General features: G+C 69.4%; 14 protein-coding genes and 1 pseudogene. 3 read left to right on the forward strand and 12 right to left on the reverse strand.

Annotation, left to right across the window (positions count from 1 at the left end; all coding sequences use genetic code 11):
- Positions 1 to 23: 23 nt before the first annotated feature.
- From QK291_RS08335 to tdh, 4 genes are all read right to left on the reverse strand, one after another.
- Entirely contained in the window at positions 24 to 1,232 is a 1,209-nt protein-coding gene (locus QK291_RS08335) for an amidohydrolase family protein (protein ID WP_282380765.1), read from the reverse strand.
- Positions 1,233 to 1,243: 11 nt separating this feature from the next.
- The gene (locus tag QK291_RS08340; RefSeq protein WP_282380767.1) at positions 1,244 to 2,368 is read right to left on the reverse strand and encodes an FAD-dependent oxidoreductase; all 1,125 of its coding nucleotides are present in this window, start codon (positions 2,366 to 2,368) and stop codon (positions 1,244 to 1,246) included.
- 150 nt (positions 2,369 to 2,518) lie between these two features.
- Positions 2,519 to 3,727, reverse strand: coding sequence for a glycine C-acetyltransferase (locus QK291_RS08345; protein WP_282380769.1), 1,209 nt, complete (start codon positions 3,725 to 3,727; stop codon positions 2,519 to 2,521).
- Positions 3,728 to 3,776: 49 nt separating this feature from the next.
- On the reverse strand, positions 3,777 to 4,823 hold the full coding sequence (tdh, locus tag QK291_RS08350) for an L-threonine 3-dehydrogenase (RefSeq protein WP_282380771.1): 1,047 nt from the start codon (positions 4,821 to 4,823) through the stop codon (positions 3,777 to 3,779).
- A 160-nt stretch (positions 4,824 to 4,983) separates the two neighbouring features.
- Between tdh and QK291_RS08355 the strand changes: the two genes are divergently transcribed.
- The gene (locus QK291_RS08355) at positions 4,984 to 5,898 is read left to right on the forward strand and encodes a LysR family transcriptional regulator (protein WP_282380773.1); all 915 of its coding nucleotides are present in this window, start codon (positions 4,984 to 4,986) and stop codon (positions 5,896 to 5,898) included.
- Here the strand turns inward: QK291_RS08355 and QK291_RS08360 are convergent.
- From QK291_RS08360 to QK291_RS08380, 5 genes are all read right to left on the reverse strand, one after another.
- On the reverse strand, positions 5,895 to 6,545 hold the full coding sequence (locus QK291_RS08360) for a hypothetical protein (RefSeq protein ID WP_282380774.1): 651 nt from the start codon (positions 6,543 to 6,545) through the stop codon (positions 5,895 to 5,897). The genes QK291_RS08355 and QK291_RS08360 overlap by 4 nt on opposite strands.
- 171 nt (positions 6,546 to 6,716) lie before the next feature.
- A complete protein-coding gene (gene gatB / locus QK291_RS08365; RefSeq protein ID WP_282380775.1) occupies positions 6,717 to 8,222 on the reverse strand; it encodes an Asp-tRNA(Asn)/Glu-tRNA(Gln) amidotransferase subunit GatB in 1,506 nt (501 codons plus the stop codon).
- Entirely contained in the window at positions 8,222 to 9,817 is a 1,596-nt protein-coding gene (gene gatA, locus QK291_RS08370; RefSeq protein WP_282380776.1) for an Asp-tRNA(Asn)/Glu-tRNA(Gln) amidotransferase subunit GatA, read from the reverse strand. The genes gatB and gatA overlap by 1 nt, the downstream gene beginning before the upstream one ends.
- Before the next feature lie 4 nt (positions 9,818 to 9,821).
- Positions 9,822 to 10,118, reverse strand: coding sequence for an Asp-tRNA(Asn)/Glu-tRNA(Gln) amidotransferase subunit GatC (gene gatC / locus QK291_RS08375; protein WP_282380778.1), 297 nt, complete (start codon positions 10,116 to 10,118; stop codon positions 9,822 to 9,824).
- A gap of 165 nt (positions 10,119 to 10,283) precedes the next feature.
- Positions 10,284 to 11,744 (reverse strand): CitMHS family transporter, encoded by a 1,461-nt coding sequence (locus QK291_RS08380; RefSeq protein WP_282380780.1) that lies wholly within the window; start codon positions 11,742 to 11,744, stop codon positions 10,284 to 10,286.
- A 159-nt stretch (positions 11,745 to 11,903) separates the two neighbouring features.
- On the opposite strand from QK291_RS08380, the gene QK291_RS08385 reads away from it, so the two are divergent.
- Both QK291_RS08385 and QK291_RS08390 read left to right on the forward strand, forming a co-directional pair.
- Complete coding sequence (locus QK291_RS08385) at positions 11,904 to 13,625, forward strand: sensor histidine kinase (protein WP_282380782.1); 1,722 nt, start codon at positions 11,904 to 11,906, stop codon at positions 13,623 to 13,625.
- The gene (locus QK291_RS08390; protein WP_282380784.1) at positions 13,618 to 14,289 is read left to right on the forward strand and encodes a response regulator; all 672 of its coding nucleotides are present in this window, start codon (positions 13,618 to 13,620) and stop codon (positions 14,287 to 14,289) included. Before QK291_RS08385 ends, QK291_RS08390 begins: the two co-directional genes overlap by 8 nt.
- Before the next feature lie 83 nt (positions 14,290 to 14,372).
- Here the strand turns inward: QK291_RS08390 and QK291_RS08395 are convergent.
- From QK291_RS08395 to QK291_RS08405, 3 genes and pseudogenes are all read right to left on the reverse strand, one after another.
- A pseudogene (locus QK291_RS08395) lies at positions 14,373 to 14,755 on the reverse strand (RidA family protein).
- A 252-nt stretch (positions 14,756 to 15,007) separates the two neighbouring features.
- Positions 15,008 to 15,529 carry a hypothetical protein gene (locus QK291_RS08400; RefSeq protein WP_282380786.1) on the reverse strand — a complete coding sequence of 174 codons (522 nt, stop codon included), beginning with the start codon at positions 15,527 to 15,529 and terminating at the stop codon, positions 15,008 to 15,010.
- A 96-nt stretch (positions 15,530 to 15,625) separates the two neighbouring features.
- Positions 15,626 to 16,129 carry a GNAT family N-acetyltransferase gene (locus QK291_RS08405; protein ID WP_282380787.1) on the reverse strand — a complete coding sequence of 168 codons (504 nt, stop codon included), beginning with the start codon at positions 16,127 to 16,129 and terminating at the stop codon, positions 15,626 to 15,628.
- Positions 16,130 to 16,195: the final 66 nt, after the last annotated feature.

The following is a 16,195-nucleotide window of genomic DNA, read 5'->3' on the forward strand; positions in this document are numbered from 1 at the left end:
GGCGCTGGGCGCGCAGCGCACCGTCAGCGGGCGCGGGCCCCCGCCCGCCAGACGGCGTGGGTCAGCGGCATGCCCGGCCGGTAGGCCAGGTGTGAGGCGGACGGCGCGTTGAGCAGGTGCAGGTCCGCGCGGTGGCCGACGGCGATCGAGCCGACGGCGCGTTCGCCGTCGACGTCGGTCCCGGACTCCCGGCCGAGGGCCAGCGCCCCGCCGTACGTCGCGGCACGCACGGCCTCGTGGACGCTGAGGCCCATCTGGAGCACGGCGGTGGTGACGCAGAACGCCATCGAGCTCGTATACGAGGTGCCCGGGTTGCAGTTGGAGGCCAGTGCGAGCTGCACGCCGGCGTCGAGCAGTTCCCGGCCCGGCGCCAGCGGCTGGCGGGTGGAGAGGTCGCAGGCCGGCAGGCATGTCGCCACCGTGCCGCGGCCCGTCCCTGCGTCGCTGTCCCAGCCGGACCAGCTGGCCGCGAGGGCGTCGACGTCGGCGGCGGACAGGTAGTTCACATGGTCCACGCTGGCCGCGCCGAATTCCACCGCGAGATTCACCCCGGGGCCCTCGCCGAGCTGGTTGCCGTGCACGCGCAGGCCCAGCCCGGCGTCGCGGCAGGCCTGGAGCACGCACCGGGACTGGTCCTCGTCGAAGGCGCCGCGCTCACAGAAGACATCGGCCCAGCGCACGAACGGCCGGACGGCGGCGAGCATGGCGCCGCAGACCAGGTCCGTGTACTCCCCGGCGTCCATCCCGGCGGGCACCAGGTGCGCGCCGAGATAGGTGACCTCGTCCACCACGGTGGAGGCGATCCGGGCGCTGCGGGCCTCGTTGTCGATGTCCAGGCCGTAGCCGGTTTTGGTTTCCAGGTAGGTGGTGCCCTGCGAGACGGCCTCGGCCACCCGGCCCAGCGCGAGCCGGGTGAGGTCGAAGTCGCCCGTGCTCCGGGTGGCGTCGGTGGTCACTGCGATCCCGCCGGCGCTGTAGCTCTCCCCCGCCATCCGGGCCTCGAACTCGGCGGTCCGGTCCCCGGCGAAGATGAGGTGCGTGTGCGAATCCACCCAGCCTGGCAGCAGGGCGCGGCCGCCGGCGTCGACGGACTGGTCGGCGGCCGGCGCGTCCACCGCCTGCCCCAGCCAGGCGATCCGTTCGCCCTCGATCACCACGGCCGCGTTCTTCAGGACGCGGTGGTCCCGGTCCTGGGTCATCAGCTCGGCGAGGTTGGTGATCAGGGTGCTCATGAGTCCATTCTTCAGCGCCGGATGGACCAGCGCGTCGCCGCCAGCGCCTCCGCTGTCCGGGATGCCGGACCCGGGGCTGTGTTGCCGCCTGCGGCAGAGGAGGTGCCCTGGCCGGCGAGGATCAGCCCGGCCGCGACTTCGGCGATGCCGGAGGAGGTCTGGAAGCCGTAGCCGCCCTGGCCGGCGAGCCAGAAGAACCCGGGAGCCTCGGCGTCGAACCCCACCACCGGGACGCCGTCGGCCGCTTCCGTCCGCAGCCCGGTCCAGGCCTGGCGGACGCCGCGGATGCCCAGGGTGGTGAGGGTGTTGAGCCGGGCGACGAGTCTTTCGATGTCCCCCGGGTGCGGCTGGGCGTCCTCGGGCCCGCTCGGTTCGTGTTCCGAGGGCGAGATCAGGACCTGGCCGCCGTCGCGGCGGAAGTAGAAGGAGTCGTCGGCGGCGGCCACCATGGGGCTGCTTTCCGGCAGGGGATGCTCGACGTCGACAATCGCCGCGGTGCGCCGGTACGGCTGCAGCTGGACTTTCTCGACGCCGCTGAGCACCGCGAGTTCGTCGGCCCAGGCGCCGGCGGCGTTGACCACGACGGCGGCCTGGAAGCCCTCCTGCCCGGCGCCGAGTTGCCAGCCGGAGCCGAGGCGCTGGGCCGAGTGGACGCGGGCGCCGGTGATGATGTCCACCCCGTTGGCTTCGGCGTGCCGGCGGTGGTCCTCGAGCAGCAGGGGCGCGTTGCAGGCGAAGGAGCCGGTGTCCAGGCCTGCGGCGGAGAAGGAGTCGGGGGCCAGGGCCGGGCAGAGTTCCAGGGCCTCGGCGTGGGTGATCGGCCGCATGTGGCCGCTTGATTGCTCCTTGACGGTGGCCTCGTCGCCGATCAGCATGAAGCTGCGCGGTGAGAGCACCGGTGCGGGCCGGGCGGCGTCCTGGGCCGCGATCAGTTCGAGGGTGCGGTGGGTGAGCTCCTGGACCGCGGGCGGGCCGTAGCTGGGGATCAGCTGCCGGGCCGAGCGGGCCGAGGCGTGGTACGCCAGGGTCTGCTCGGCTTCCACCAGCGCGACGCTGCATTTTCCGGCCAGGGCTGAGGCAAGGGACAAGCCGGCGATACCGCCGCCGACAATCACGACATCGTAATTAGCTGACATGGCTCCATCCTTGCAGACGGAACGGTTGCGGCGCCGTTTGTGGCGCCGCAACGTCGTTTCTGGTCCCGTCCGCCGGGACGGCGAATGCCCGCCGGGCCGTCGACGGCCCACTGAGCCGGTAAGGGCCCAGCTCAGCCGGTACGTCCCCGCTCAGCCGGCGACGGCGGCGCGGCTGCGCACGAAGGCCTGCACGCAGGCCTCCACGTCCTCGGCGCTGTGCGCGGCGGAGAGCTGGACGCGGATCCGGGCCGCGCCCTTGGGGACGACCGGGTAGCTGAACGCCGTGACGAACACGCCGTTGTGGAGCATGGCGTCGGCCACTTTGGCGGCGATCACGGCGTCGCCGAACATGACCGGGACAATGGCGTGCTCGCCCGGGAGCAGTTCGAAGCCCTCCTCGGACATCCGGTTCCGGAACAGCGCGGCGTTGGCGAAAAGCTTGCTGCGCAGCTCGGCGGAGCTCTCCACGAGGTCCAGGGCCGTGAGCGTCGCCGCGACGATGGCCGGGGCCAGCGAGTTGGAGAACAGGTACGGGCGGGCCTTCTGGCGGAGCATCGCGACGACTTCACGTCGGCCGGAGACGTAGCCGCCGGAGGCGCCGCCCAGGGCCTTGCCGAAAGTGCCGGTGTAGATGTCCACACGGTCCGAGACGCCCGCGTGTTCCGGGGTGCCCGCACCGCTGGCGCCCATGAAGCCCACGGCGTGGGAGTCGTCCACCATGACCATGGCGTCGTATTTTTCCGCGAGGTCGCAGATCGCCTCGAGCGGGGCGAGGAAGCCGTCCATCGAGAAGACGCCGTCCGTGACGATGATCTTGCGGCGCGCCGGGTTCTCCTGTGTGGTGGCCTCGATCAGCTTCGATTCGAGGTCGGCCATGTCCTGGTTGGCGTAGCGGAAGCGCTGGGCCTTGCAGAGCCGGATGCCGTCGATGATCGAGGCGTGGTTCAGCGCGTCGGAGATGACGGCGTCCTCCGGGCCGAAGAGTGATTCGAACACCCCGCCGTTGGCGTCGAAGCAGCTGGAGAACAGGATGGTGTCCTCGGTGCCGAGGAACTTCGAGACGCGCTCCTCGAGGGCCAGGTGCAGGTCCTGGGTGCCGCAGATGAACCGGACGCTGGCCATGCCGAAGCCGCGGTCGTCCATCGCGGCCTTGGCGGCGGCGATGATCTCGGGGTGGTCCGCGAGGCCCAGGTAGTTGTTGGCGCAGAAGTTCAGCACGTCCGCGCTGGACCCACCGATCTGGCCGGCTTTGATGTGGTTGGCCTGCGGCGAGTCGATGTGCCGCTCGGTCTTGTACAGGCCGGCGCTGCGGATCTCGTCCAGCTCGTGCTGCAACTGGTCCTTGATGGCTGAATACATGGGTTGTGCTCCTCAGCTGGTGGGGTCGGTGGGCCGAATCGGGGGCGGGTTAGAAGCAGGTCCAGTCGAGGACCACTTTGCCGCCCACGCCGGCTCGGGCGATCTCGAAGCCCTTTTCCCAGTCGGTGGCGGGAAGGGTGTCCGTCACGACGGCGGAGATGTTGGCGCGGAGGACCGGGTTGGAGGAGAGCATGGCGCTCATCGCGTACCAGGTCTCGAACATTTCGCGGCCGTAGATGCCTTTCATGGTCAGCATATGCGTGACCACTTTGCCCCAGTCGATGTCGATCGACTGGCTGGGCAGTCCCAGCATCGCGATCCGGCCGCCGTGGTTCATGTTGTCGATCATCTCAGGCAGCGCCGTGGGGTGTCCCGACATTTCCATTCCGATGTCGAATCCCTCGCGCATGCCCAGTTCGCGCTGGGCGTCCCTGACGCGCATCTTCGAGACGTCGATCGCGAGGTCGACGCCGAGTGTGCGGGCCAGTTCCAGCCGCGGGGCGGAGACGTCGGTGATCGCGATCTTGCGGGCGCCGGCGTGGCGGGCGACGGCGATCGCCATCAGTCCGATCGGCCCGGCTCCGGTGATCAGCACGTCCTCGCCGACGAGGGGGAAGCTCAGCGCAGTGTGGACGGCGTTGCCGAAGGGATCGAAGATGGCGCCGAGTTCCGGCGTCACGGAGCGGTCCTGGTGGACCCACACGTTGGTTTCGGGGATCACAACGTACTCGGCGAAGGCGCCGTCGCGCTGGACGCCGACGCTGACGGTGTTGATGCACATCTGCTTGCGGCCGGCGCGGCAGTTGCGGCAGATGCCGCAGACGATGTGGCCCTCGCCGGAGACACGGTCGCCGGCCTTGACGTCCAGGACGTCCTCGCCGGTCTCGACAACCTCGCCGTAGAACTCGTGACCGGCGATCAGGGGGGCGTTGATGATGCCCTGCGCCCAAGCGTCCCACGACTGGATGTGCAGGTCGGTGCCGCAGATGCCGGTGGTCATGACGCGGATCTTGACGTCGCCGGGTCCGGTTTCCGGTTCGGGACGGTCCACGAGTTCGAATCCTGCGTGGGCGCCGGCCTTGTAGAGAGCCTTCATGGGCCTTCCTGACTGTGCCTTCGTCCGGCACGGGTAGATCCGCTGCCCGGGGCAGCTCGTGTGGGTCAACTCACCCCATTAGAGCCGCTGAAAAGCGTAAGCACAACCGGATTTTTCTCAATCGACGATTTAGCGTTTCCTTGCGCATAGACTGGTCGGCATGGAAATCCACCAGCTGGAGATGCTCCGCGAACTCGGGGCCCTCGGCAGCGTCAAGGCCGTCGCGGAAACCCTGCTCGTGACCCCCTCGGCGGTGTCGCAGCAACTGGCTGCCCTGCAGAAATCCGTCGACGTGCCGCTGACCCGCAAGGAAGGCCGGCACCTGGTCCTGACCGAGGCCGGGCAGGTCCTCGCGGACGCCGGGGCCGCCGTCGTCAGTGCCATGGCGGACGCGCGGACGGCGATCGGCGCGTACCACGGCTCGCCGGTGGCGCCCGTGACCCTCAGCGGGTTCCACAGCGCAGGGCAGGCCCTGTTCGCCCCGCTCGCCCGGCTGCTGGCCGGTCCGGGGCAGCCGCGGATCCTGCTCTCCGACGAGGACGTCGCCCAGCAGGACTTCCCCGCGCTGACGGCCCGGTATGACCTGGTCCTGGCGCACCGGATGGACCACAGTGCGGCCTGGCCCGGGGAGCGGGTGGCGGTGATTCCGCTCGCGCATGAGCCGCTGGATGTCGCGCTGCCGGCCAGGCACCGGCTGGCGGGCCAGCGTGCGGTGACGGCGGACGACGTCGTCGGGGAACCCTGGGTGACCAGCCGCACCGGCTACTCCCCCGCGGACGTGCTCTCCGCCGTCGCGGCCGTCTCCAGCCGGGAACTGAACATCGTGCATCGGATCAATGACTACTCCACGGTGGCGGCGCTGGTGGCGACCGGGGGCGTGGTCGGGCTGCTGCCCCGGTACACGGCGCGGCCGGTGCTGAACCCGGGCATTGTGCTGCGGCCGCTCGAGGGCATCAGCACCCGGCGCCGGATCGACATCCTGGCCCGCCCGGAGAACCTTAAACGCAGATCGGTCATGATGGTCTGCGAAGCACTGCAGACCATCATGACCGAGCTTGTCACTGACCGGCCTTAGGGGGCCTGCCCCACGGCTTTGTCCTTCCAGTGCCCGTTTCCGAGGTGCTTGCCCAATCCTTTGCCCAGTCCCTTGCCCACTCCGTTGCCCGGCCCCTTGCCCGGCAGGCCCGGGGCTCCGGCGATAATGTGCCCGGCGGTGATGCCGGACTCGTCCTTGACGCCTTTGATCCGCACCTGTTCCCCGGTTTTGAGGTCCGCGGCGGCGGCGTCGGTGGGCTTGAGACGCTTGTCCGCGTTGCCTCTCGGGACGGTGCCGTCAGCGGCAGGAGGGGGCAGTTTCGTGATTTCTGTTCCGGCGTTGAGGACGTAGGTCTGGCTGAAGCCGTCCTCGCTCCTGACAGTGATTGACACACTGCTCACGGCCTCGATGGCGCCCTGTTGCGTCAGCCGGGTCTCGAACCCGCCGTCGCTCTTTTTGACAACGTTTTCGCCATGCAGGGGCAGGTCGCGGTTTTTCTGGGGCGCCCGCCCTTCCGCGGGCGAAGTACCGGGCGGCTGGGCCGCCGACGTCGTGGGGGTTGCCAGCGGTGTCGCTGACTGTTCGGTGCCGGCCCAGACCGCAGCCGCCCCGGCCCCGCTGAGCGCAACGACGAATCCGCCCGCCAATACAACACTTCGCCATCCGGTGCGCAGCGGAACTGCCATCGGTTCACCCTTCCCCCTGGGCCCGGCCGGTCACCGGAACCCTTGGGCACCAGCATAGGGCCGGAACGGCTGACTGAACATGGCCCCCCGTTAACCCAAGTAGCTCGCAGCAGGGGCTGTTTTGAGGGTTCAAAACGGCCCCAACCGCGAGCCAGTTGGGCTTGGCGGGACCTAGCCTTCGACGCCGAGGCGCTCCAGGATCAGCTCGCGGACGCGGCCGGCGTCGGCCTGCCCGCGGGTCGCCTTCATCACGCCGCCGACGATCGCACCGATCGCCTGGAGCTTGCCGCCGCGGATCTTGTCCGCGACACCGGGCTGTGCCGCGAGGGCCGCGTCGATGGCCTCGAGCAGGGGTCCGTCGTCGGAGACCACGGCGAGGCCGCGCTTGGCCACGATCTCCGCCGGGGTGCCTTCGCCGGCGAGCACGCCGTCGAGGACCTCGGTGGCCATCTTGTTGTTGATCTTGCCGTCCTCGACCATCGTGTTCAGTTCCACGATGGTCGCCGGTGCGACGCCGAGCTGGCCGGGATCGACGTCGGCGATCTTGGCGCGTCCGACGATTTCGCCCATCCACCATTTGCGGGCCACCGTGGCGGTGGCGCCGGCGGCGATGGTTTCCTCGATCTCATCCATCACGCCGGCGTTGACGACGTCGCGGAATTCCAGGTCGGAGTAGCCCCAGTGGGCCTGCAGCCGCTTCCGGCGGGCGGCCGGCGGCTCGGGCAGCGTGGCCCGGAGCTCCTCCACCCACTCGCGGGAGGCGACGATCGGCACCAGGTCCGGTTCCGGGAAGTAGCGGTAGTCGTCGGCGTCGGACTTGGGCCGGCCCGAGGTCGTGGAGCGGGTGTCCTCGTGCCAGTGGCGGGTCTCCTGGATGACCGGCTCGCCGGAGTCCAGCACGGCGGCGTGCCGGCGGATCTCGTAGTGGACGGCGTGCTCGACGGCGCGCAGCGAGTTGACGTTCTTCGTCTCGGAACGGATGCCGAAGCGTTCGCGGCCGTGCGGGCGGAGCGAGACGTTCGCGTCGCAGCGGACGTTGCCGCGTTCCATCTTGGCATCGGAGACACCGAGGTTCTTGACGATCTCCCGGACCGCGGCGACGTAGGCCTTGGCGAGCTCGGGCGCGCGGCTGCCCGCGCCCTCAATCGGCTTGGTCACGATCTCGACGAGCGGCACGCCGGAGCGGTTGTAGTCCACCAGGGAGTAGTCCGCGCCCTGGATGCGGCCGGTGGCGCCGCCCATGTGGGTCAGCTTGCCGGCGTCTTCCTCCATGTGCGCACGTTCGATTTCGACGCGGAACATGGTGCCGTCGGAGAGCTCGATGTCCAGGTAGCCGTCGTACGCGATCGGCTCGTCGTACTGGGAGGTCTGGAAGTTCTTCGGGGTGTCCGGGTAGAAGTAGTTCTTCCGGGCGAAGCGGCAGGTCTCGGCGATCTTGCAGTTGAGCGCCAGGCCGATCTTGATCGAGGACTCGATCGCGGTCCGGTTCACCACCGGCAGCACGCCGGGCATGCCCAGGTCCACCTCGTTGACGTTGGTGTTGGGCTCGTCGCCGAACACGTTCGGGGCGGAGGAGAACATCTTCGTCTTGGTGTTGAGCTCCACGTGGACCTCGAAGCCCAGGACGGGATCGTACTTCTCCATCGCCTCTTCGAAGCTGAGGGTTGCATCAGACATTAGTGGGAACCTCCGTGGCTCGCGACGGTGTCGTTTAGGGCAGGGTCCGCCAGGGAAGGCGTTCCCGGGGACGGCTCCGTCAGGGAAGGGGCCCTGTCCAGCAGCGGGCCGCCCCACTGGGCTTCGAGCAGGGATTCGAGCACCGCGCCGACGCGGTAGAGCCGGGCGTCCTGGCGGGCCGGGGCCAGCAGCTGGACGCCGACCGGCAGTCCGTCCTCGTCGGCCAGGCCGCCGGGCAGGGACAGGCCGGGGACGCCGGCCATGTTGGCGGGGATGGTGGCGACGTCGTTGAGGTACATCGCCAGCGGGTCGTTGAGTTTCTCGCCGAGCTTGAACGCCGTGGTCGGCGCGGTCGGGGAGATCAGCACGTCGGCCTTGGCGAACGCGGCGTCGAAGTCGCGTTGGATCAGGGTGCGCACCTTCTGGGCCGAGCCGTAGTAGGCGTCGTAGTAGCCGGCACTCAGGGCGTAGGTGCCGAGGATGATGCGGCGCTTGACCTCGTCGCCGAAGCCGGCGGCGCGGGTGGCACCCATGACGCGTTCAATCGTCATCGGGCCGTCCTCGGGCAGGACGCGCAGGCCGTACCGGACGCCGTCGAACTTGGCCAGGTTGGAGGAGGCCTCCGAGGGCATGATCAGGTAGTAGGCGCCCAGGGCGTACTTGAAGTTGGGGCAGGACACCTCCACGATTTCGGCGCCGGCGCTCTTGAGCAGCTCGAGGGATTCGTTGAAGCGGTTCTCTACGCCGGTCTGGTAGCCCTCGCCGTGGAGTTCCTTGATGATGCCGATCCTCATGCCGTGCACGTTGCCGATCGACGCGGCGGCGACGAGGTCCTCCAGCGGGTCCGGCAGCGAGGTGGAGTCGTGCGGATCGTGGCCGCCGATGACCTGGTGCAGCAGGGCGGAGTCCAGCACGGTGCGCGAGACCGGGCCGATCTGGTCCAGCGAGGAGGCCATCGCGATGGCGCCGTAGCGGGACACGCCGCCGTAGGTGGGCTTCACGCCGACGGTGCCGGTGACGGCGCCGGGCTGGCGGATCGAGCCGCCGGTGTCGGTGCCGAGGGCCAGCGGGGCCTCGAAGGCCGCGACGGCGGCGGCGGACCCGCCGCCGGAGCCGCCGGGGATCCGGTCCAGGTCCCAGGGGTTGTGGGTGGGGCCGAAGGCGGAGTGCTCGGTGGAGGAGCCCATCGCGAATTCGTCCAGGTTGGTCTTGCCCAGGATCGGCATCTTCGCGGCGCGGAGGCGCTTGACCACGGTGGCGTCGTAGGGGCTGTGCCAGCCTTCGAGGATTTTCGAGCCGGCCGTGGTGGGCTGGCCGACGGTGACGATCAGGTCCTTGACGGCGATCGGCACACCGGCGAGGGCGTGCAGTTCCTGTGCCGCGGGGCCTCCCGCGGCGCGGATCGCGTCGACCTCGGCGGCGACGGCGAGCGCCTCGTCCGTGTTGACGTGCAGGAAGGCATGGACCTTGCCGTCGACGGCGGCGATGCGGTCCAGGTGAGCCTGGGTGACCTCGACGGCGGAGACCTCGCGGGCGGCCAGTTTGCCGGCGAGCGTCGCGGCGGAGGAGCGGATCAGTTCGTTGTTCTCAGTCATGTTCTTAGCCCTCATCCAGGATTGCCGGGACCTTGAAGCGGCCCTCGTACGCGTCCGGGGCGCCGGAGAGTGCCTGCTCGGCGGTGAAAGTGTGGCCCACGACGTCCTCGCGGAACACGTTCGTCAGCGGGATCGGGTGGGACGTGGCCGGGACGTCCTCACCGGCGGCTTCACTGACGGATTTCACTGATTCGACGATGACGGCGAGTTCGCCGGCCATCCTGTCGAGCTCTTCAGCACTCATCTCGATGTGCGCGAGACGCGCGAGATGCGCGACGTCGTCGCGGTTGATCGCAGCCATGGATCTCCCCTGCAAGTTCGGATTATTTTCCGTCCCAGTCTACGTGGGTTCGCCTGCCGTTACTTCCCGGCGGACACCCTGCGGCAAGGGCATTAACGCCGAGGTGACAGTTCGCGCCGATGTTTTGAGCAAACACCGGCGCGAACTGTCACCTCGCGGGTTTTGTTAGCCGATGCCGATGGCTCCGGTCAGGACTCCGACGGCGAGCATGACCAGGGAGATGACGGCGGTGCGCCAGAGGACCTTCTTGTGGTGGTCGCCCAGGTCCACCTTGGCGAGGGACACGAGCAGCAGGATCGCGGGGACCAGCGGGCTCTGCAGGTGGAACGGCTGGCCGGTGATCGAGGCCCGGGCCATGTCCGCGGCGCTGACGCCGTAGTGGGCCGCGGTCTCGCTGAGGACTGGGAGGACACCGAAGTAGAAGGCGTCGTTGCTCATGAAGAACGTCATCGGGATGCTCAGCACGCCGGTGATGATGGCCATGAACGGGCCCATGTCGGCCGGGATGATCGCCACGAGCCATTCGGACATGGCCTTGACCATGCCGGTGCCGTTCAGGACACCGGTCAGGACGGCTGCGGCCATGACCATGCTGACGACGGCGACGATCGAGGGTGCGTGGGCGATCAGCTGGGCGCTCTGTTCCTTGACCTTCGGGAAGTTGACCAGCAGGGCAATGGCGGAACCCACCATAAAGACATACGGGAGCGGAACAACGTTGGCAACGAGCGTCACCATGACTGCCGCCGTCAGGCCGAGGTTGAACCAGAACAGCTTGGGACGCAGGGTGGAGCGGTTGGGGTCAAGAGCGGTGTCGGCCATGGCCGTATCGCGGTAGTCGACGAGCTCCTCGGTGCGTTCCAGGACGGCGACGGAGGAACCTCCGGTGGCGGGGCTTCCGACGGCGGGGACTCCCCCGGCAGGGGCGGAGCCCTTGCCGCCGAAACCGAAGCGGCCGGTGCCGCTGCCGCCGTCGAACGTACCAGCGGAGTCCCAGATCTCCGGGGCGACGGCGCGGAGCCGGTTGCGCTCCTGCAGGCCCAGGAGCCAGGCGAAGACGAACACGACCACGAGGCCGGCGATCAGCGAGGGAATCATCGGAACGAAGACATCGTTGACGTCGAGCTTCAGCGCGGTTGCGGCACGGGCGGTGGGGCCGCCCCAGGGCAGGATGTTCATGGTGCCGTTCGCGAGGCCCGCCACACAGGTCAGGACCACGGGGCTCATCTTGAGGCGCAGATAGACCGGCAGCATGGCCGCGGTGGTGAGGATGAAGGTGGTGGAGCCGTCGCCGTCGAGCGATACCGCGGCGGCGAGGATGGCCGTGCCAAGGACGACCTTGGCGGGGTCGTTGCCGAGCTTGCGCAGGATGAACCGGACCAGCGGGTCGAAGAGCCCGACGTCGATCATCAGGCCGAAGTAGATGATGGCAAACATCAGCAGGGCTGCCGTGGACGTCATGGACTTCATCGAGTCCATGACCATCGGGCCGATGCCGAGTCCTGCGCCGGCGAAGAGTCCGAAGACTGTGGGGACGATGATGAGCGCCAGCACGGGCGTCAGCTTCTTTGTCATGATCAGCACCATGAATACCGCGATCATGGCGAATCCTAGTAATACCAGCACGGCCGGCTCCTTCTTCAGTGAATCGCACCACCCCGGTGTGATGCGTACTACAGACGTTAGAGTGGCGCGCGTCACGGCTGGGTCTTTGCCGCATTTGATTGGCATACTGCTTATTGGACGCATTTTGCGCATTGTGCTCACACCCGAAGGAGGACCGCCGTGCCCCGTTTAACCGACCGGCCTCCCCTGCGGTTCTCCACCCAGACCCTGCTGCTGCAGCTGGGCGTCGTGGCCCTGGTGGTGCTGCTGACGAGCGCCGTCCACGGCTGGCTCACCTACGACCGGCTGGGGCGCGAGGCGGAGAACCAGGCCCTGACCCTGGCCCGGACCGTGGCTTCGGACCCGGACGTCCGCGCCGAGGTGCAGCAGATCAGCGCCCAGCCCGGCACTCCCCCGGCCGCCGACCTGCTCGCCGGGCCGCTGATGGCCGCCGCCGAGGGTGCCCGCACCCGCACCGGCGCCCTGTTCGTGGTCATCACCGACGAGGCCGGCCTGCGGCTCGCGCACCCCGATCCGGAGCGGCTCGGCGAACGGGTCAGCACGGATCCGACCGAGGCCCTGGCCGGCAAGGAAGTCACGACCCGGAACACCGGCACCCTGGGCCCCTCCGCCGGGGCCAAGGTTCCGGTGTTCGCCCCGGGCTCGGACGCCGTCGTGGGTGAGGTCAGTGTGGGCTACTCCACGGAATCCATCAGCCAGAGCCTCTCCCGGGACATCGTCCCGATCGCACTGATCGCCGCCGGCGCCCTGCTGGTCGGGGTCCTGGCCTCCTTCCTGCTCCGGCGCCGGCTCCAGCGGCTGACCCTGGGCCTGGAACCGGAGGAGATCAGCACCCTGGTCCACGACCAGGTCGCCGTCCTGCAAGGCGTCGACGACGGCGTGATCGGCGTCGCGGCGGACGGCCGGATCAGCGTGTTCAACCCCGCGGCCCAGCGCCTGCTGGGCCAGCCCGATCTCACCGGAACGCCGTGGGCCGACGCCCCGGTCCCCGCCCAGCTGCCTGCCCTGACCCGGGCCGACGCCGCCGAGGGCGACGCGGTGGAACTGGTTGCCGGCGGGCGCGTGCTGGTGGCGAGCGCCCGCAAGGCGCTGCACGGCCGCGAGGACCTGGGCTGGGTGCTGATGCTGCGGGACCGGACCGAACTCCAGCAGCTGACCCGCCAGCTGGACGCCGTGGGCACCATGTCCACCGCGCTGCGGGCCCAGCGGCACGAGTTCGCCAACCAGCTCCACACCATTGCCGGTTTCATGAGCATCGGCCAGCACCAGCAGGCCCGCGACTACCTGGCCCGGCTGGCCGCCACCGGGCCGCTGAAGTTCCCCGTGGACCAGGCCGAGCTGCTCCAGGACCCCTACCTGCAGGCCTTCCTGGGCGCCAAGGGCGTGGAAGCGGACGAACGCGGCGTGACCCTGCGGCTCGGCCCGGAAACCCTGGTCCGGGGCCAGGTCACCGAGCCGCAGGAAGTCACCACGGTTCTGGGCAACCTGATCGACAACGCCGTGAACGCCGCCGTCGCGGGCTCCGCGCCGGAGCGCTGGGTCGAGGTGGAAGTGCTCGACGAGCCAGGCACCGGGGCCGGCGGCGGGACGCTGCTGATCGTCGTCGGGGATTCCGGCGACGGATTGCCGGCCGCGGAGGCGGGCGGTGCGGACGCGGTGTTCGCGGAAGGATTCACGACGTCGGAGCGCCCGGCCCGGGCGGGCGCCGGCCAGGGCCTGGGCCTCGCGCTGGCCCGGCAGCTGGCGCGCCGCCGAGGCGGGGACGTGACGGTGCTGGACCCCGGCTCCGCCGGCGGCCCCGGCGCGGTGTTCATGGCGACCCTGCCGGGGACGACGGCGCTCAATGCGACGGCACCCAACGAAAGGGACACCGATGTCTGAGGATTTCCGGGTGCTGATCGTCGACGACGATTTCCACGTCGCCAAACTGCATGCGGCCTATGTGGATTCGGTGGCGGGATTCCTGGCGCTGCCCCCGGCCGGGTCGGCGTCGCTGGCCCTGCAGGCCATCCACAGCCTGCGCCCGGACCTGGTGCTGCTGGACGTCTACCTGCCGGACGCGTCGGGCCTGGACCTGCTGCACCAGCTGGACGTGGACACGATGATCCTGAGCGCCGCCTCGGACACGGCCTCGCTACGGCTCGCGTTCCGGCGCGGGGCCCTGGGCTATCTGCTCAAGCCGTTCACGGCCGAGTCGCTGTCCCAGCAGCTGCGCTCCTATGCGCGCTACCGGCGGATCCTGGCCCAGCCGGGGAACGTCACGCAGGACACGGTGGAACGGGCCAAGCGCGCGCTGATCCCCGGGGACGTCATCCCCTCGGCCAAGCCGCGGTCCGCCACCGAGGCCGCCGTACTGGAATCGCTGGAGCCGGGTGAACAGTACTCGGCGGCCGAGGTCGCCACCCGGGTGGGCGTCTCCCGGGCCACCGCCCAGCGGTACCTCTCAGCGCTGGCCGACGACGGCGCCGTCGACATCCAGCTGCGCTACGGCACCACCGGCCGTCCCGAGCACCGCTACGGGTTGCCGCCGACGGCAAACCCCTGATCCCCCGTCCGCCACAGCAACGCGGGGTCAGGTACGGCCCGTCCGGGGGTCCCGGACGGGCCGGGAGTGACCCCGCGTTGGAGTCACCTGGTGCTTTTCTGGGCGACGAGTTCGATCTCGACCAGCATCTTGGGATCCAGGAACGGCAGCACGTGGATCAGGGCCGGGTGGGGCGGATCTCGCCGAAGACTTCGCCGCGGGCGCGGCCGGTTTCCTCCCACTGGCTGATGTCCGTCAGGTACAGCTTGGACTGCACCACGTCGGCGTAGTCGAAGCCGGCGTCGGCCAGGACGGTGTCGAGCTTATTCAGGACGCATCGGGTCTGGGTGTGGAAGTCCTGGCCGACCAGGCCGTCCTCGCCGCCGGCGGCCGTGGCGGAGATGTAGAGGGCGTTGTCCACCTGGACCGCCCGGGAGTAGCCGACCTTCTGTTCCCAAACGGAACCGGTGCCGGATGTCGCGCGCATGGAGGTGCCTTTTCGCCGTGAGGCGTGGAGTCGGCACCACTTTAGGGCGGCGGGCGGCGTTGCGGCTGTCCCGGCGGAAAATGTGTCGGGTGAGCTGGGTTCTTGCCTGGCTGTACCCCCGCCACCGAGGCTTTCTACACTCCGGGGGCACATTGGCGCGGACCCGCCGTCAACTACAGCGCCGGCGTCGACAATCACGCCCAAAGTGCCCCCGGATGGAGACTGCACGGCACAGAATGAGGGTTTTGACGGTCAGGTGGTGATGTCGCGGTTCTTGCGGAAGGCGTTGCTGCGGGCGTGCTCGTGGACGCGGCTGAGGGCCTCGATCTGGGACCGGGCGTCGTCTCCGAACTTCTTGAAGGTCGCCGGGTCGAGTCCGAGCTCGGGTGCCAGCTCTTCCAGGGTTTGCCAGCCGCCGAGCTTTCCCAGGATCGCGGCGCGCATCAGCTCGGCCTCCAGCACCATCGTCATCGGGGACCGGTGCACGATGCGCCCGTTCAGCTTGAGCCGGCCGGCGTGCTCGGCCAGCCAGGCGGCGGCCTGGCGGTGCGGGCGACGCCGCACGCCCAGATCCTGGATCAGCCCGGCGAGCACATCGCGTTCCTGGGTGATTTCCGCGCTGACCCGGGACAGCTCGGCGGCCACCGGGGTGTCGGCGAAGGCCTCGGCCATGCGCTGGATCCGGGAGACGCCGGCGGTGGCGCCGGTCAGGTGGTCCGAGAGATACAGTCCGAGGAGCTTCTCGTCGATTGAGCCGGGGATGTGCGGTGCCATGGATCCTCCAGGTTGAGCGTTTTGATTGTCCCAAACCCTACCCCAACGGAAGCGGCGGCCCTCCGGTTCCTGCCGTCCCGGCGGCCGTCCGGCGGCCTACAGTTCCTGGCGGTAGACCAGCAGCCTGATGTCGGTGTCCGGCACGATCCAGTCACGCTCGGGCGCCCGCTGGAAGCCGGTCTTCTGGTAGAGCCCGTGGGCGCTTTCCCAGGTCAGGCCGGTGGTCAGCGCCACGGCATTGATTCCGGGCAGCGACCGGGCATGGTCCAGGATGGCGTGGACCATGGCTTTGCCGGCACCGCTGCGCTGCACGGCAGGGTCCACGACGAGCATCCGGAATTCCAGCTCGTCGGCCTCGGCGATGTCCGCGTAGGGTTCGCCGGCGACGGCGAGCGTCACGGAGCCGACGATGCTTCCCGCGCGTTCGGCCACCCAGATGGTGGCCTGCGCGGCCCGCCGGGCCACGTCCTGGATCTGCCGCATGTACGGGTGGTCGGCGCTCTCAAAGTAGCCTGCGGCCAGGTAGGCGTCCCGGGTGATGCGCGCGATGGCGTCGTAGTCGGCCGGAACTGCGGGGCGGATGAGGATCTGAGGATGCACCTGTCCATGGTACGGGCGGGCTCCCGCACCCGATCACGGAACACCGGTTTCCGTGACTGAACTATC

It is taken from the genome of Arthrobacter sp. AL12 (assembly GCF_029960645.1).
Classification (GTDB): Bacteria; Actinomycetota; Actinomycetes; order Actinomycetales; family Micrococcaceae; genus Arthrobacter.

Excerpts from the sequence above, each read along its gene's own strand:
- QK291_RS08355 (WP_282380773.1), top strand. The coding sequence starts at position 4,984 with ATGGAAATCCACCAGCTGGAGATGCTCCGCGAACTCGGGGCCCTCGGC.
- QK291_RS08360 (WP_282380774.1), bottom strand. The coding sequence starts at position 6,545 with ATGGCAGTTCCGCTGCGCACCGGATGGCGAAGTGTTGTATTGGCGGGC.
- QK291_RS08345 (WP_282380769.1), bottom strand. The coding sequence starts at position 3,727 with ATGTATTCAGCCATCAAGGACCAGTTGCAGCACGAGCTGGACGAGATC.
- gatB (WP_282380775.1), bottom strand. The coding sequence starts at position 8,222 with ATGTCTGATGCAACCCTCAGCTTCGAAGAGGCGATGGAGAAGTACGAT.
- gatC (WP_282380778.1), bottom strand. The coding sequence starts at position 10,118 with ATGGCTGCGATCAACCGCGACGACGTCGCGCATCTCGCGCGTCTCGCG.
- QK291_RS08390 (WP_282380784.1), top strand. The coding sequence starts at position 13,618 with ATGTCTGAGGATTTCCGGGTGCTGATCGTCGACGACGATTTCCACGTC.
- QK291_RS08335 (WP_282380765.1), bottom strand. The coding sequence starts at position 1,232 with ATGAGCACCCTGATCACCAACCTCGCCGAGCTGATGACCCAGGACCGG.
- tdh (WP_282380771.1), bottom strand. The coding sequence starts at position 4,823 with ATGAAGGCTCTCTACAAGGCCGGCGCCCACGCAGGATTCGAACTCGTG.
- gatA (WP_282380776.1), bottom strand. The coding sequence starts at position 9,817 with ATGACTGAGAACAACGAACTGATCCGCTCCTCCGCCGCGACGCTCGCC.
- QK291_RS08340 (WP_282380767.1), bottom strand. The coding sequence starts at position 2,368 with ATGTCAGCTAATTACGATGTCGTGATTGTCGGCGGCGGTATCGCCGGC.
- QK291_RS08400 (WP_282380786.1), bottom strand. The coding sequence starts at position 15,529 with ATGGCACCGCACATCCCCGGCTCAATCGACGAGAAGCTCCTCGGACTG.